Source organism: Streptomyces lacrimifluminis, assembly GCF_014646095.1.
Lineage (GTDB): Bacteria > Actinomycetota > Actinomycetes > Streptomycetales > Streptomycetaceae > Streptomyces > Streptomyces lacrimifluminis.
In genome coordinates, this window is sequence record NZ_BMMU01000046.1 from 1 (window position 1) to 13,714 (window position 13,714).

Consider the following 13,714-nt stretch of genomic DNA (forward strand, 5'->3'; position numbering starts at 1 on the left):
CCTCGCTCGTTGTGCTTCGTGGACCGTCACCTGATCGGTGGCCAGCTCGAAGAAGCTCACTGATCTGCGGGAAGTCATGAACGCGATCCTCTTCCTCAACCGGACCGGGGTCCCGTGGCGCTACCTTCCGCCCGACTTCCCGCCACACACCACCGTGTTCAGCTGCTTCAGCGCCTGGACCGCCGACGGCACCATCGAGAAACTCGGCGTCCACCTGCACCGAATGGTCCGTGAGCAGGAAGGACGCACTGCCGAGCCCACGGCTTGCGTCATCGACGCGCAGAGCGTCAAGACCGCTCCCGGCGTGCCCACCGACACCCAGGGCACCGACGCCGGCAAGAAGATCGTGGGCCGAAAACGCGGCATCGTCGTCGACACCCTCGGCTTATCTACTCCCTGGTCATGGTGACCGCGGCCAGCGTCTCCGACAGCGAGGCCGGCGAGCAGCTGCTCGGTCAGATCGCCGCCGGCCACCCCACGATCACCAAGGCGTGGGTCGCTACCGGCTACAAGACCCAGGCCATCGAACACGGTGCCACCCTCGGGATCGACGTTGACGCCGTCCCGCGAAACACACAGATCAAGGGCTTCTCAGTGGTACCGCGACGCTGGGTGGTGGAGTGAAGTTTGCAACCGGTCGGATCATGATGCACCGGCGCCTCGCTCGCGACTACGAGGCCAAACCCGCCCACTCCGAGAGCATGATCCGCCTCGCGATGATCTCGAACCTCGCGAGACGGGCAACCGGCGAAATGACCATAATCTGGCACAATCCATGAACTATCTCCCAGTCAAACGGGACGTCCTCTCGGGAAGGTCGAGGGGCATGGTGCATCTTCCAGTGGTCGAGTGTTTGGCGGTCTCCCCGGGTGGGAAGCGGGGGGTTGGAATCCGCTGTCATTATCCTGCCAGTGCAGCATGTTGCATCGGTCTTTCGTGGAGATTTCTGGCGCGCATCGGAAAGATTCAAGAGTTGATCAGCAGGGGCTTGTTTGAGAATTTGAACGCATTCTTTCTTTAGGGGGAATTCTTTTCATGCGAAAGAGTCCGTCTGGTGTCGGTGTCGTCGTGCTGACTCTCACCGGCGCGGGTGTATTGAGTGCGGCTGGCTCCATGGTGCCGACCCCGACGGTAACGGGCAGGGTCGTGGTGGTGGAGGTTGCCTCTGTGCAGGACCCCATCTGGGATTGATATTCGGCCATCAGTGTCTGAAAAGAGCCCGCTCCCTCGGAGTGGGCTCTTCTTGTGCTGTGCGGTCCACTTTCTGGTGCTCGTGACATATTCGTTGCGGATCCTTTTCGGGTTATACATAGTGTCCGGGTACAGGCTTGCGCTCACGGGGGAGTGGTGTAATGCTGAACTTGATCGGATTGCCGTCTCGCGTGTCCGAGATGTATCGATCCATGCTGAGAAATCCTGATTGCAATCTTGATGAACTTGCGACCTCGCTGGGATGGTCGCGGGAGTTGGTTCGCTCAACGCTGGACGAATGTGTCCGCCTTTCTCTCGTGAAACCCTCGTGGGGTGCGCCGGGAAATCTACGCGCGGTGAGTCCGGATGTCGCTCTCGAGGCGCTTCTGGCACGTCAGGAAAACGACCTCCTGGAGCGGCAGCAGCAACTGGCGGACGCGCGGACGGAAGTGGCCCGGTTCGTCGACGACTACAACGTGGCCCAGCAGGATCTGCGGGGCGCGGTGATCGAGCGGCTCAGCGGCCTCGAGGAGATACGGATCCGTATCGAGGAACTGACGCAGAAGTGCGAGTCGGAACTGTTCACCTTCGCGGCCGGTGGTCCGCAGAGCGAGCCGAGCCGCCAGGCCAGCCGACCACTCAGTGAGGATCTGGCCGTACGTGGTGTGGCCGTACGCAGCATCTACCTTGACAGCGTTCACAACGACCCGGCGACGGTGGAACATCTGCGCTGGCTGCGCTCGCAGGGCGACGACGTGCGGACCACGGCCTCGCTGCCGTGCCGGATGCTCGTGTTCGACCGCGCATACGGCGTGCTGCCCACCGATCCCGACGACTCCGCAGCCGGCGCCCTCGTGCTCCAAGGCCGTGGCGTGATCGTCGCGCTCTGCGAACTCTTCGAGCGTGTATGGGAGAACGCCATCGCGTTCGGCGGCAGATCACCGCACAGGGAGCGCACCGGCGGAGAGTTGTCGCCGCAGGAGAAGGCCATCCTGCGGCTGCTCGGTGAGGGACTCACGGACGAGGTCGTCGCCCGTAAGCTGGGCGTGTCGGTGCGCACGGCGCGTCGGATCACCGCCGATCTCATGAGTCGGCTCGGCGCCCGCAGCCGCTTCCAGGCGGGGTTGCGCGCCGCCCAGTTGGGCTGGGCTGCCCAAGCAGAAGCCGTATAGGCCGCGTATAGCCGCCCATTCCACTCTCGACCCATCACATGGACGGCGGAGTCGCTGGACTCCGGCACCGATCCCTCATTGGAGTCGAGATGACCAACGCGAGCGTGACGAACGGCCTTGATGCTGCCCGCAAGCAGGAGATCAAAGAGATCGTCTGCGACATTCTCGAGATCGACGAGGACGAGGTCACCGAGACCAGTCTGTTCAAGGAGGAGCACGATGCGGACTCCCTCCGCGCCATCGAGATCCTCGCCGCTCTGGAGCGAACTCAGAAGGTGACCATCGACCAGGCCGAACTCAGCCGCATGGTCAACCTGGAGGGCGTGTACGTGGTGGTGGCCGAAGCCGCTCAGCACTGATCGCCGTCCCGACCGCCAGATGGGTGAGCTTCGATGAACGCTTCGATCAGCACGGACGCACGAGGTCACAGTGGCCCCCAGGGCCCGCGCCCCGGGGCCGACGGACGTCGGGTGGTGATCACCGGACTCGGTGTGGTCACCAGCATCGGCATCGGTGTCGAGGCCTTCACCGCCGGACTCCGTGAGGGACGCAGCGGCGTCAAGCCGATCACCGCGTTCGACACGACCGGATTCGCCCACGCCAACGGCTGTGAGGTCACCGACTTCGAGCCCGGGCGCTGGATCACGCGGCAGCACCCCGAGGAGTTGGGCAGGGCGAGCCAGTTCTCCGTCGCCGCCGCGCGGATGGCGGTCGAGGACGCGGGCCTGACCGCGGCGGACGTACGTTCCCGCCGGTCCCTGGTGTCCGTGGGCACCACGGACGGCGAGTCCCGCGATCTGGACCAGCTCGTCGCCGTCGGCATGGAGACCGGTCCCGAGGAGTACGACCCGGGCGTCGCGCGGCGCGTCCCGGCCAGTCGGCTGTCTGTCGGTATCGTGCGTGAGCTCGGCCTGGAGGACGTGGAGGCCGTGACGATTCCGACGGCGTGCGCGGCGGGCAACTACGCGGTCGGCTACGGCTACGACGCCTTGCGCAGCGGTGACGTCGACATTGCTCTGTGCGGCGGCGCCGACGCCGCGTGCCGCAAGACGTTCACCGGTTTCTACCGGCTCGGCACGGTCGCCCCCGAGGTCTGCCGTCCTTTCGACAAGGACCGCGAAGGCATCCTCACCGGCGAGGGAGCGGGCATCCTCCTGATGGAGAGCCTCGACTCAGCCGTCGCCCGCGGGGCGCGGATCTACGCCGAAGTCCTGGGCTACGGGCTCGCCTGCGACGCGCTGCACCCGGTCGCCCCGGACCGCGACAGCATCGCGCGAACCATGGAGATCGCTCACCGCAACGCGGGTGTGACCCCGGATCGGATCGACTTCGTTTCCGCGCACGGCACCGGGACCAAGGCGAACGACATCACTGAGGCGGGCGCCATCCGCCAGGTCTTCGGCGCGGACGCCATGCCACGCACCGTTTCCATCAAATCGATGATCGGCCACAGCATGGGCGCGGCCAGCGCCGTCGCCGCCGCCGCCTGTGCGCTGGCGATCACCGAAGGGTTCATTCCGCCGACGATCAACCACCGGGAGACCGACCCCGAGTGCGCCCTCGACTGCGTGCCCAACAAGGCCGTCGAGGCGGAGCTGAACATCGTGCAGAACAACGCCCTGGCATTCGGGGGCAACAACGCTGTCCTGATCCTCGGTGCGTACCGGAGCGCGGCATGAGCTGGATCGTGACCGGGATGGGCGCCGTCGCGAGCATCGGCGCCGGTGTCCGGGAGATCTTCGACTCGCTGGCCGCCGGCCGCAGCGGACTGGGGCCGCTGCGCGGATACGACCGCGACAGGTTCCGCGCGCGGATGGCGTACGAGATCGACGACCGGCCGGCGCCCGGCGTGGACGTGCCGTTGCGGGCGACGCGCTGGCTGGAACAGGCCGTCGCAGCGGCGGTGGCGGACGCGGGGCTCGGCGACGACCTGTCGCGCGTACCGGTGCTGGTCGGCACCACCCTGCGCGAGTTGCGCTCGGTGGAACTGGCCTGGCGGGACGGGATCCCCTTCGACGCGTCCGATCTGCACTTCGGCACCATGCTGCGGCGCCGCTTCGGCGCCGTGGACACCCACACCGTGGCCAACGCGTGCTCGGCCTCGCTGTACACCATGGCCCTGGGCGCGGACCTGCTCGACCTGGGCGAGGCCGACACCGTAGTCGTCGCAGGCGTCGACACCATCACCGAGAGCACCTACGGGCTGCTGGACCGCTGCTACCCCGAAGCCCCCGACCGGGTACGGCCGTTCGACCGCGGCCGGCGAGGGATGCTCCAGGGCGAGGGTGCGGCGGCCGTGGTGCTGCGCCGGGAGGCCGACGGTCCCGGTCCCGGGACCCGGATCCACGCCAGGCTGCGGGGGGTCGCCGTCAACTGCGACGCGTACCACCCGTCGGCGCCCGACGCCAAGAGCATCGCCACCGTGGTCCAGGAGGCGCACCGGCGCTCCGGCGTGCGGCCCGCGGACATCGACCTCGTCATGCTGCACGGCACCGGCACGGCGCTGAACGACGAGGCCGAGTCCGCCGCACTGGGCTCGGTGTTCGCGGGGCTCGCCCCGTCGCCGTACATGACCGCCATCAAGTCGATGACCGGCCACACCGCGGGTGCCTCGGGGCTGCACAGCCTGGTCGCGGCCGTCGACGTCCTGCGCACGGGGATCGTTCCGCCGACCGTGTACCTCGACGACCCCGTGGCCGCTGTGGCGGGCTTCCGCCTGGTGCGGGGCACGGCCGAGAGGCCGCGGCAGCCGCTGCGTCTCGCACAGATCGATTCGTTCGGGTTCGGCGGGCTCAACGCCGTGGCAATCGTGGAGCGGGTCGAGGACCCAGGCGACACCGCGGGGCACCCGGAAGGAGTGGACCTGTGAGGAGCGTACGCACGGCGCACGCCGTGATCACCGGACTGGGCACCGCTGTTCGCGGTCTGCCGGGACCGGAGGGTCTGCTCGGGCCGCTGCCCGCGGATCACCGCCGGGCAGGGGACCCGGTCTCCCGGCTCACCGGACGCGGCCTGCGCTACAAGGACCGGGCCACCAAGCTCGCGATGGTGGCGGCCCGGGACGCGCTGAGCGCGGCCGGCCTGACCGACGAGGCCGGAGGCCTGACGGTCCCGGGCGAGAGCGTCGGCGTGAGCGCGAGCACCAACTACGGCAACGTCGACACGGTCTGCGAGACCGTACGGACCATCGCCGAGTCCACCTACCTGGCGACCAGTCCCATGATGCTGCCCGCCACCTCCAGCAACGTCGTCGCCTCCTGGATCGCCATCACCCACGGTCTGCGCGGCGCCAATCTGACCCTGTGCAACGGGCCGACCTCCGGGCTCGACGCCGTCAACTGGGCCCGGCTGCTGATCGCCTCGGGCCGGGTCGAGCGGATGCTCGTCGTCGGGGCCGAGCCCGACAACCCGGCCGTCCGCCATGTCGCGGACATGCCCGACCTGGCCCCGGACGGGACGAGCGGTGCCCCCGACCTGTTCGACGGAGCCGTGGCGCTCGTGGTCGAGTCGCCCGAGTCGGCCGAGGCCCGGGGCGTGCGCCCGCTGGCCGCCGTTGGTGCCTATGCCCGCAGAGGCGGTCACGCCGACGCCGTCGCCAAGGTGCGGGCCCTGCACACGGGCCGGGTCGGGCTGTGGTGCGTGCCGGAGCATCCCGAGGGGGTGTGCGCCCCCGCGCCGGCCCTCGGCGCGGCGGCGGGCAGCGTTCCGGTTCACGACCTTTCCGCGCTCCACGGCGCCGCGTCCGGTGCGCTCGGTGTGCTGCAGTGCGCGGCGGCGGCCGTGTGGCTGGACGGTCGCGGCGGAGCGGGCGACGACGTGGTGCTCGTCAGCGCGGGCATCGGTGACGTCGGCGGCGACGACGCGAGCGCGGCTCTGATCCTGACTACGCCGGACGCGGTCGTGCCCCGGCTCGCGGGCAGCACGCGATGAGCGCGCAGGGGTCGCAGGGCAAGAACGCCACGGCCGGACCCGGTGGGCACGGGGTTGCCGTCGTCCGCCGGCGGCGCGCCGCCCGGGCCGCCGGGCCGCCGGTGCGGGCGCTGCTTCTGCACGGGCTGGCGGGCAGTACGTCCGTGTGGCGCGCGTACGACCGGCTGGCGCCCGACAGCGTCGAGATCTGGGAGGCCGTGCTGCCCTGGGGGGCCGAAGGCGACCCCGGGTGGAGCCTGCGCGACGACCCGGCGGACCATGTGGAGCACGCGCTTGACGGGGTGCCCGGAGGGGCGGACGTGATCGTCGTGCACTCCTTCACAGCGGGGCCGGCCCTGGAAGCGCTCGCCCGCCGGGGCCCCGGGCGAGGGCCGCGGGCCGCCGTGGTGGCCGCCCCCTTCCACCGGCGCAGTCCCGACGACTTCACCTGGGACGACGCCCTGTACTACCTCGGCGGCTTCCACCGCATCCTGGAGGAGGGGCTGCGGATCGGCGCGGGTGACCGCATCTCACCCGAGTTGCGCAGCGCGATGGCACTGCGGGTGCGGGACCGGATCGGGCCGTACGGCTGGCAGCAGTTCTTCGGCGCGTACCTGCGCAGTCCCTGGCTCGACGTCGACACGCTGCGCCTGCCGGTGCTCGTGGTGGCCGGCGCGGACGACTTCGCCGCTCCGCCGGACGACGCCCGGGCGCTGGCCGCGGCGCTGCCCGACGGCAGGTTCCAGCTCTTCGGGGACTGCGGCCACTTCGCGATGGCGGAACAGCCGCAGCGGTTCGCGGACGCGGTGCACGGGCTGCTGTCCGAGGTATTTCCAGGCCTCGGACACGGTACGGCACCCCCGGCCCGCGTCGCCTCCTGACGGTTGCTCCGTCCGCTCTCCTCTCCCGTCCGACCGCCCTTTCCGCAACTCCCCCTCTACGCACCGGAGTCGACGTGACCACCCACACCGCTGACCTCGCCGCCTCGGTTCTCGCCCTGAAGGAACCCAGCCGCCTGGAGATCCGCCCCCGCTACGAGGGCTCCAACATCTGCACCTGGATCGGGTTCAAGCATGTCAACTACCTCGTCGAGGAAGCCGTCCTGAACCACCTCAGGCAGGCCGGGATCGCCCCGGGCACCGTCTACGAGGTGTACGGCCTGTGCACGGACATCGTCGACCTCGACACCCGCATCCTGCACGCCTTCCACATCGACGACACCGCCGTCGCCGAGGTGAAGCCGCACCGCAGGGCGAAGGACGGCGAACTGGCCTTCGCCGTCACGCTGCACGTGCGGCGCGAGTCACTGCTCAAGGCCGTCACCTCCACGGTGAAGGTGCAGCTCCGCCTCGACCCGCGCGGCGGCGCCACGGAACCCGTCCCGGCGGCGCTCGCCCCGTTCACGGTCGACCGGCTCGCGACGGCGCCCGGCTGGACGCCCGAACCCGTCGAGGTGGACCTCGCCGCCGACGACCTGGTCAAGGAACTGACGGCCGGGCGCAACGCGTACGCCTGGAGGTTCCGGATCCCGTACTGGTACTGCCACTTCACCGAGCGTCAGCAGATGTCCGGCTATCTGCGCCTGATGGAGGAGGCCAAGGACCGTCTGGTCGCCGACCGCGGCGTGTCCATCAAGACGCTCCTGGACGAGCAGAACTGGATCCCGGTGGTGCCGCACTCGCGGATCACCGTCCTCGACGAGGCGCGCATGGAGGAGGACCTGTACGTGGTCCTCACCGTCGAGAGCGTCTTCAAGGGCTTTACGTACGACTCCCGCATGGACACCTACGTGGTGCGCGACGGCAAGCTCGTGCAGACCGCGACCGGCCGGATCACCCACGGCTACGCGGTCATCGAAAACCGCCGTGACTGGTCCCTCGTGCCCTTCGACGACCGCATGAACGCGGCCCTGGAGGGTCGGACGACATGAACCGCGAGGTCGAGGCAGTGGTCACCGGGGTCGGCGCCGTCACCTGCCACGGTGGCGGCGCGGACACGCTGTGGCGGGCCATGACGGCGGCCGGTAGCCGCCTGCCCGACCGGCCGGCGGACCCGCTCGCCCGGATGGACCTGCCGCTGATCAGCCTGGTGCCCGACCCCGACCTGACGGCCGAGCGCGCGACGCGGTTTGCCTCGCTCGCCGCCGCCGAGGCACTGGCCGACGCCAGGCTTGACGCCACGTCCCTGGCTGCCGCCCGCACGGCCGTGGTCATCGGCAGCTGCATGGGCGAGCCGGGGTCCAACGAGCGAGGCCGGGGAGGCGAGAGCTGGTTGCCGCCGTTCCGCCTCGCGGCGGCGCTCGCCGGAGAATTGGGGTTGTTCGCCACCGTCCACGATGTCGCCAACGCCTGTGCGGCGGGCGCTTACGCGCTGGGCATCGCCGCGGACCTGGTGCGTGCGGGCGAGGCGGAGGTCGTGATCGCCGGTGGCTCCGACGCGTACTCGCGGGTCGCGCTCGGCTGCTTCAACCGGCTCGGCGCCGTCGACCCGGAGCGCTGTCGTCCCTTCGAGAAGGACCGCGGTGGCACGGTCTTCGCCGAGGGTGCGGGCGTACTCGTCGTGGAGTCGGCCGCCCATGCCCGGGCGCGGGGGGCGCTGTCCCCCGACGAGAACGCACCGGAGGTCCCTGGCCGCGTGCTGCGCCTGGCCGGTGTCGCGTGGAGCTGCGACGCGGACCATCCGACCGCCCCCAGGTCCGACGGCGAGCAGGTCGTACGGGCCATGCGCGAGGCCGTGGGCGGCGCGGCACACGAAGTCGGCTGCGTCGTCCCGCACGGCACCGGCACCCGGCTCAACGACGTCCTGGAGAGCCGTGCCCTGCACCGGGTCCTCGGCGAACGCGCCGCGCACGTGCCGCTGTACAGCCTCAAGGCACTGCTCGGCCACTCCGGCGGGGCGTCCGCCGCGCTCGCCGCGGTCGCGGCGGCGCTGATCCTGCGGCACGGCGTGGTCCCGCCGAACGTGCCGCTCAAGGAGCAGGACCCGGAGTGCGAGGTACTGCTACCGCAGGGCGCGGCGGTGCCGCTGCCCGCGACGGCCCGCCGGGTACTGGTCAACGCGTACGGGTTCGGCGGGAACAACGCCTCACTGGTGCTGGCCGGAGGGCCCGGACCGGACGACGGGGGTGAGCCGTGGTGAGCACCCGGTGTCCGGGTCCGGCCGAACTGGCCGTCACCGGTGTGGGGGTCGTCTCCCCGTGGGGCGACGACCCGGAGACGGCCGTGGTCGGTGGGTCCGCTCCGTTCCCGGCCGGTGAGTGGTTCAACCACCGCACGCGGCTCGGCCCCCGCGGCTACAAGTACCTTCCGTCGGCCGCCCAGTACATCCTTGCCGCGGCCCGCGCCGCGCAGGTGGACAGGGGGTGCCCCGAGGCGCATCCGGCGGACCGGCGCGGCTTCCTGCTCGCCACCAACGCCGGGCTCGCCGGTCTGTTCGACAGCATGGACGCGACCATCGCAGCGGAGGGGGCGGCCGGCATTTCCCCGGCCTCGGCCCCGTACTTCGCGGTCAACGTCCTCGGCAACCGGCTGGCAGCCGAACTCTCCCTGAACGGCTTCGCCCTGACCTTCGCCACCGCCCGTACGGCCGCGGTGGACGCTCTGTCCACCGGCGCGCTCGCGCTGGCCTCGGGCCGGTGCGACACGCTGGTGCTGGCCGCGGTCGAGGAGCCCGTCCCGGACGGTCGCGGAGGCGGGGGCGAACAGGGCGCCGTGGCGCTCACGCTGGAGCCCGCCGTCGCGGCCCGGGCCCGGGGCACCGCAGTGCGCGCCACGCTGAGGACGCGTTCGCTCTTCGTACCGCCCGCGGCGCTGGACGGCGCACAGGGGCGGGCCCACGCCGACCGCGTCCTCGCCGCGGCGCTGACGCAGGTGCTCCCGTCGGCGAACCCTCCCTCGACCGTCCACGTGGACCTGGACTCCTCCCCGGTCTCCGCGGCGGTGGTGGCGGCGCTCGCAGGTATCCCCGTACGCCTGCCGGAGCCGCCCCGCGACGGCCCGTACCCGGACGGGCCGCCCGAGGACGACGATCCTGCCAGGACCGGCCGGCTCCTCCCACCGCGCCGGATCGGCTGCCTGGGCCCCGCCCTGGCCGTCGCCCGGGCCGTCAACGCGGCCAAGGGCGGCGACCAACTCGTGGTCTGCGCGACCGGCGCCGGCCATGTCGCCCTGGTCCGAGTCAGCCCGTACCGCCTCACCACAACACAGGAGTCAGAGCATGCTGAAGCCGCTTGAGGGGAGCTGGTGCCTGGTTCTCGGGGCCTCCAGCGGTATCGGCCGGGCCGTCGCCCTCGGGCTCGCCAACGAGGGCGTCAATATCGCCGGCGTGCACTTCGACACGGCGGCGCGCGCCGAGGAGGTCGAGCAGTTGGTCGTCGACCTGCGCGGGCGGGGCGTCGAGGCGCACCTCTTCAATGCCAACGCCGCCGCGCGCGCCACCCGCGAACGGCTCATCCCCGAGTTGGCGGAACTGACCGGTGGGACCCGTTCCGGTGGCGGCATCCGCATCCTGGTCCACTCGCTCGCCTTCGGCACCCTGGTGCCCTTCCTGCCGCGCGAGGGCTGGGAGAAGCAGCTCACCCCACGACAACTGGAGATGACTCTCGACGTCATGGCCCACAGCCTCGTGTACTGGACGCAGGACCTGTGCGCCTACGGCCTGCTCCGCACGGGCTCGAAGGTGTACGCGCTGACCAGCGCCGGCACCTCGCAGCACCTGCCCAGCTACGGCCCGGTCTCCGCGGCCAAGAGTGCCCTGGAGTCCCATGTCCGGCAGCTGGCATGCGAGTTGGCGACCAGTGGTATCGCGGTGAACGCCCTGCGCGCGGGCACCACCGACACCCCGGCCCTGCGCCGCATTCCAGAACACACCGGCTACATCGAGCGTGCCGCCGAGAACAACCCGCATGGCCGTCTGACACGCCCCGAGGACGTCGCGGACGCCGTCGCGCTGCTCTCCCGGACCGAGTCCTCCTGGCTGACCGGCAACACCATCGGTGTCGACGGCGCGGAGCTGCACGCCGCCGCCGGTGCGTGGGGCTGAGCACGGCCGCTCGTCCTCCCGCACGCCTTCCCCGACTTCTACCTTCAGGAGGAGACAGCGATGAGTGCCAGTCCTGCCACCGGGGCGGACCCGGACACCCTGGTCGTATCCGGCTGGTCCGCGGCGTCCCCGTACGGGCTCGGTGCCGAGGCCTTCACCGAGGGCGTGCGGGGCGACCGCCCGGCGGTGCGTGCCCACGACGCCGCGTCGGATCTCGGCCCGTACGAACGGGCCGGCCGCATACCGGACTTCGACGTGCGGAGCGTGCTGGGCCGCAAGGGAACCCGGTCGATGGACCGGGCCACCGCGCTCGCCGTCGCCACTGCCGGGCTGCTCCTGGAGGAGGCTGGACCGGGACTCGCCCAGGACCACCCGGAAGCTGTGGGCATGGTGCTCGGCACCGGGCACGGCAGCGTGCAGAGCATCATGGACTTCACCCGGGACTCCTTGACCGGTGAGAAACCCTTCCACGTCGACCCGGCACTGTTCCCGAACACGGTGATGAACCGGGCCGCCGGCCAGAGCGCCATCTGGCACCGGTTGCGCGGGCCCAACACCACGGTGGCGGGTGGTGCGGTGACCGGACTGCTTGCCCTCAGCTACGCGGCCCGGCTGCTGCGGCAGCGGCACTGCGAGGCCGTGTTGTGCGGCGCAGTCGAGGAGTTCTCGACCGAGCGCGCCTGGCTGGAGTACCGGGCTCGTACCGGTGGGCGGCAGCCCGCCGGGCCGCTCGGTGAGGGCTGCGCGCTCTTGCTGCTCGAACCGCTCAGCAGGGCCCGCGCCCACGGCCGCACCGCCCTCGCCGCGCTGGCCGGTACCCGGTTCATCGCCTTCAGCGACCCCGAGCGGGCCGGCGAGGCTGTCGCGCGGGCCGTTACCGAGGCCCTCAAGGAGGCCGACATACGCCCTGAGGAGGTCGGCCTGCTGGTGCCCTCCGACAGCGGCGGGCCGCTGGGCGCACGCGAGGACGCGGCGCTCGCGGGCATCTTCGGCGAGCACCGGCCGCCCAGGCTGCGGCTGCGCAGACTCACCGGCGACTGTGGCGCGGCCTCCGCGTCGTTCCAGCTCGCCGCAGCACTCACCGCCGAAGCGGACAAGCCGGTGCTCGTCACTTCCGTCGACCTGGACGGCCAGACCGGAGCCGCCGTCCTGCGTACCGGCACCCGGTGACACACCCCTCGTACTCGTACACCCACCATCCGAAAGGACTCGTGCACACCATGGCCGACACCACCACATCCGGGCTCGACAAGGAACAACTGCGCGACCTGGTGGCCGACGTCCTCGACCTGGACGTGGCCGAGGTCACTGACGACGCTCACTTCGTGGACGACCTGGACGTCGACTCCCTGATGGCGCTGGAGATCACAGTGCGGCTGGAGAAGGAGTACGGGGTGCGGCTCGCCGAGACCGAGCTGGCCTCGATCACGTCCCTCCAGAGCACGTACGAACTGCTTGGGCACAAACTGCGGGAGACACGGTGACCGCCGCCTCGCCGCTGCGCGATCTGGAACTGATCCGCACCGGTGCGGAGGGCGCGGCCACCGTCTTCGACGCCCCGGCGGACGATCCCGTCTTCGCCGGTCACTATCCCGGATTTCCGGTGCTGCCCGGCGTGTTCCTCATCGAGGCCGCCGACCGCACGGTGCGCCAGTGGGCCAGGACCCATGTGCCCGCAACGGACGGCGACGGCGTCGAACTCGTCGCCATGGAACGCTGCCGTTTCCACCGGCCCGTCTTCCCCGGCGACCGGGTCCTGTCCGACGTGTCCGTCATCGACAGCGCGGCCGGGCTGCTCTTCAAGGCGGTCGTCGCCACCAACCGCGGCAAGGTCGCCGACATCCGCCTGCGCTATCGCGTGCGGCACGTGCGGGACCAGGAAGAGAGCACCCCGTGACCGGGTACGGCGTCGACCGGATCAAGAACACCATCCCGCACCGGGGGGAGATCCTCCTGGTCGACCGCGTCACGCGGGTGGTGCCGGGCGAGACCCTGACCGCGGTCAAGGCGGTCTCCGGCAACGAGCCCTGCTACGCAAGGCTTGGCCAGGACGCCGCCCCGGCCGACTACGCCTATCCCACTTCCCTCGCCATCGAGTCCTGGGCCCAGGCCGCGGTGCTGTTGTCGGTGTGGGAGACGCCCAACCCGGACGTGCTGGCCGGAAAGGTCGAGCTGGCGGGCTCCATCAACGAAGTGACCGTCGGCGCGCGCGCCTACCCAGGTGACGTCCTGGAACACCGGGTGCGCCTGGTGAAGTCCGCCGGCGAGACGGCGATCCTCGCTGGCGAGTCGTACGCGGGAGGCCGCGAGGTACTGCGGATCGGCACGTTCGTGGTGGCGCTGCGCGATGTCGACGAGTTGCGCCCGACAGCCGAACGCGCCGTGCTGAACGTCTGAGGGAG

Annotated in this window: 14 protein-coding genes and 1 pseudogene; all 15 read left to right on the forward strand. The window is 70.8% G+C overall.

Features of this window, described 5'->3' with window-relative positions; all coding sequences use genetic code 11:
* Positions 1 to 52: 52 nt before the first annotated feature.
* Positions 53 to 779: pseudogene (locus tag IEY89_RS41770) on the forward strand (IS5 family transposase); the annotation flags it as partial.
* Positions 780 to 1,352: 573 nt separating this feature from the next.
* On the forward strand, positions 1,353 to 2,363 hold the full coding sequence (locus IEY89_RS36895; RefSeq protein ID WP_189151917.1) for a helix-turn-helix transcriptional regulator: 1,011 nt from the start codon (positions 1,353 to 1,355) through the stop codon (positions 2,361 to 2,363).
* Positions 2,364 to 2,452: 89 nt separating this feature from the next.
* Positions 2,453 to 2,722 carry an acyl carrier protein gene (locus IEY89_RS36900; RefSeq protein WP_189151918.1) on the forward strand — a complete coding sequence of 90 codons (270 nt, stop codon included), beginning with the start codon at positions 2,453 to 2,455 and terminating at the stop codon, positions 2,720 to 2,722.
* A gap of 33 nt (positions 2,723 to 2,755) precedes the next feature.
* A complete protein-coding gene (locus IEY89_RS36905) occupies positions 2,756 to 4,042 on the forward strand; it encodes a beta-ketoacyl-[acyl-carrier-protein] synthase family protein (RefSeq protein WP_229695637.1) in 1,287 nt (428 codons plus the stop codon).
* The gene (locus tag IEY89_RS36910; protein WP_189151920.1) at positions 4,039 to 5,232 is read left to right on the forward strand and encodes a beta-ketoacyl synthase N-terminal-like domain-containing protein; all 1,194 of its coding nucleotides are present in this window, start codon (positions 4,039 to 4,041) and stop codon (positions 5,230 to 5,232) included. The genes IEY89_RS36905 and IEY89_RS36910 overlap by 4 nt, the downstream gene beginning before the upstream one ends.
* Positions 5,229 to 6,293, forward strand: coding sequence for a beta-ketoacyl synthase N-terminal-like domain-containing protein (locus IEY89_RS36915; RefSeq protein ID WP_189151921.1), 1,065 nt, complete (start codon positions 5,229 to 5,231; stop codon positions 6,291 to 6,293). The genes IEY89_RS36910 and IEY89_RS36915 overlap by 4 nt, the downstream gene beginning before the upstream one ends.
* Positions 6,290 to 7,153 (forward strand): alpha/beta fold hydrolase, encoded by an 864-nt coding sequence (locus IEY89_RS36920; RefSeq protein WP_189151922.1) that lies wholly within the window; start codon positions 6,290 to 6,292, stop codon positions 7,151 to 7,153. Before IEY89_RS36915 ends, IEY89_RS36920 begins: the two co-directional genes overlap by 4 nt.
* Before the next feature lie 74 nt (positions 7,154 to 7,227).
* Positions 7,228 to 8,202, forward strand: coding sequence for an acyl-CoA thioesterase (locus tag IEY89_RS36925; RefSeq protein ID WP_189151923.1), 975 nt, complete (start codon positions 7,228 to 7,230; stop codon positions 8,200 to 8,202).
* A complete protein-coding gene (locus IEY89_RS36930) occupies positions 8,199 to 9,410 on the forward strand; it encodes a beta-ketoacyl-[acyl-carrier-protein] synthase family protein (protein WP_189151924.1) in 1,212 nt (403 codons plus the stop codon). The genes IEY89_RS36925 and IEY89_RS36930 overlap by 4 nt, the downstream gene beginning before the upstream one ends.
* Complete coding sequence (locus tag IEY89_RS36935) at positions 9,407 to 10,504, forward strand: beta-ketoacyl synthase N-terminal-like domain-containing protein (protein WP_189151925.1); 1,098 nt, start codon at positions 9,407 to 9,409, stop codon at positions 10,502 to 10,504. The genes IEY89_RS36930 and IEY89_RS36935 overlap by 4 nt, the downstream gene beginning before the upstream one ends.
* Positions 10,488 to 11,312 carry an SDR family oxidoreductase gene (locus IEY89_RS36940; RefSeq protein WP_189151926.1) on the forward strand — a complete coding sequence of 275 codons (825 nt, stop codon included), beginning with the start codon at positions 10,488 to 10,490 and terminating at the stop codon, positions 11,310 to 11,312. The genes IEY89_RS36935 and IEY89_RS36940 overlap by 17 nt, the downstream gene beginning before the upstream one ends.
* A 60-nt stretch (positions 11,313 to 11,372) precedes the next feature.
* Positions 11,373 to 12,482: a beta-ketoacyl synthase N-terminal-like domain-containing protein gene (locus IEY89_RS36945; protein ID WP_189151927.1), complete on the forward strand. Its 1,110-nt coding sequence runs from the start codon at positions 11,373 to 11,375 to the stop codon at positions 12,480 to 12,482.
* Positions 12,483 to 12,532: 50 nt separating this feature from the next.
* Positions 12,533 to 12,796 carry an acyl carrier protein gene (locus IEY89_RS36950; protein WP_189151928.1) on the forward strand — a complete coding sequence of 88 codons (264 nt, stop codon included), beginning with the start codon at positions 12,533 to 12,535 and terminating at the stop codon, positions 12,794 to 12,796.
* Positions 12,793 to 13,209 carry a 3-hydroxyacyl-ACP dehydratase FabZ family protein gene (locus tag IEY89_RS36955; RefSeq protein WP_189151929.1) on the forward strand — a complete coding sequence of 139 codons (417 nt, stop codon included), beginning with the start codon at positions 12,793 to 12,795 and terminating at the stop codon, positions 13,207 to 13,209. Before IEY89_RS36950 ends, IEY89_RS36955 begins: the two co-directional genes overlap by 4 nt.
* Positions 13,206 to 13,709, forward strand: coding sequence for a 3-hydroxyacyl-ACP dehydratase FabZ family protein (locus IEY89_RS36960; protein WP_189151930.1), 504 nt, complete (start codon positions 13,206 to 13,208; stop codon positions 13,707 to 13,709). The genes IEY89_RS36955 and IEY89_RS36960 overlap by 4 nt, the downstream gene beginning before the upstream one ends.
* Positions 13,710 to 13,714: the final 5 nt, after the last annotated feature.

What these genes read in the sequence shown, in the direction of transcription:
- IEY89_RS36950 (WP_189151928.1), top strand. Translation starts at nt 12,533, where the DNA reads ATGGCCGACACCACCACATCCGGGCTCGACAAGGAACAACTGCGCGAC.
- IEY89_RS36910 (WP_189151920.1), top strand. Translation starts at nt 4,039, where the DNA reads ATGAGCTGGATCGTGACCGGGATGGGCGCCGTCGCGAGCATCGGCGCC.
- IEY89_RS36930 (WP_189151924.1), top strand. Translation starts at nt 8,199, where the DNA reads ATGAACCGCGAGGTCGAGGCAGTGGTCACCGGGGTCGGCGCCGTCACC.
- IEY89_RS36895 (WP_189151917.1), top strand. Translation starts at nt 1,353, where the DNA reads ATGCTGAACTTGATCGGATTGCCGTCTCGCGTGTCCGAGATGTATCGA.
- IEY89_RS36945 (WP_189151927.1), top strand. Translation starts at nt 11,373, where the DNA reads ATGAGTGCCAGTCCTGCCACCGGGGCGGACCCGGACACCCTGGTCGTA.
- IEY89_RS36900 (WP_189151918.1), top strand. Translation starts at nt 2,453, where the DNA reads ATGACCAACGCGAGCGTGACGAACGGCCTTGATGCTGCCCGCAAGCAG.
- IEY89_RS36940 (WP_189151926.1), top strand. Translation starts at nt 10,488, where the DNA reads ATGCTGAAGCCGCTTGAGGGGAGCTGGTGCCTGGTTCTCGGGGCCTCC.
- IEY89_RS36920 (WP_189151922.1), top strand. Translation starts at nt 6,290, where the DNA reads ATGAGCGCGCAGGGGTCGCAGGGCAAGAACGCCACGGCCGGACCCGGT.
- IEY89_RS36905 (WP_229695637.1), top strand. Translation starts at nt 2,756, where the DNA reads ATGAACGCTTCGATCAGCACGGACGCACGAGGTCACAGTGGCCCCCAG.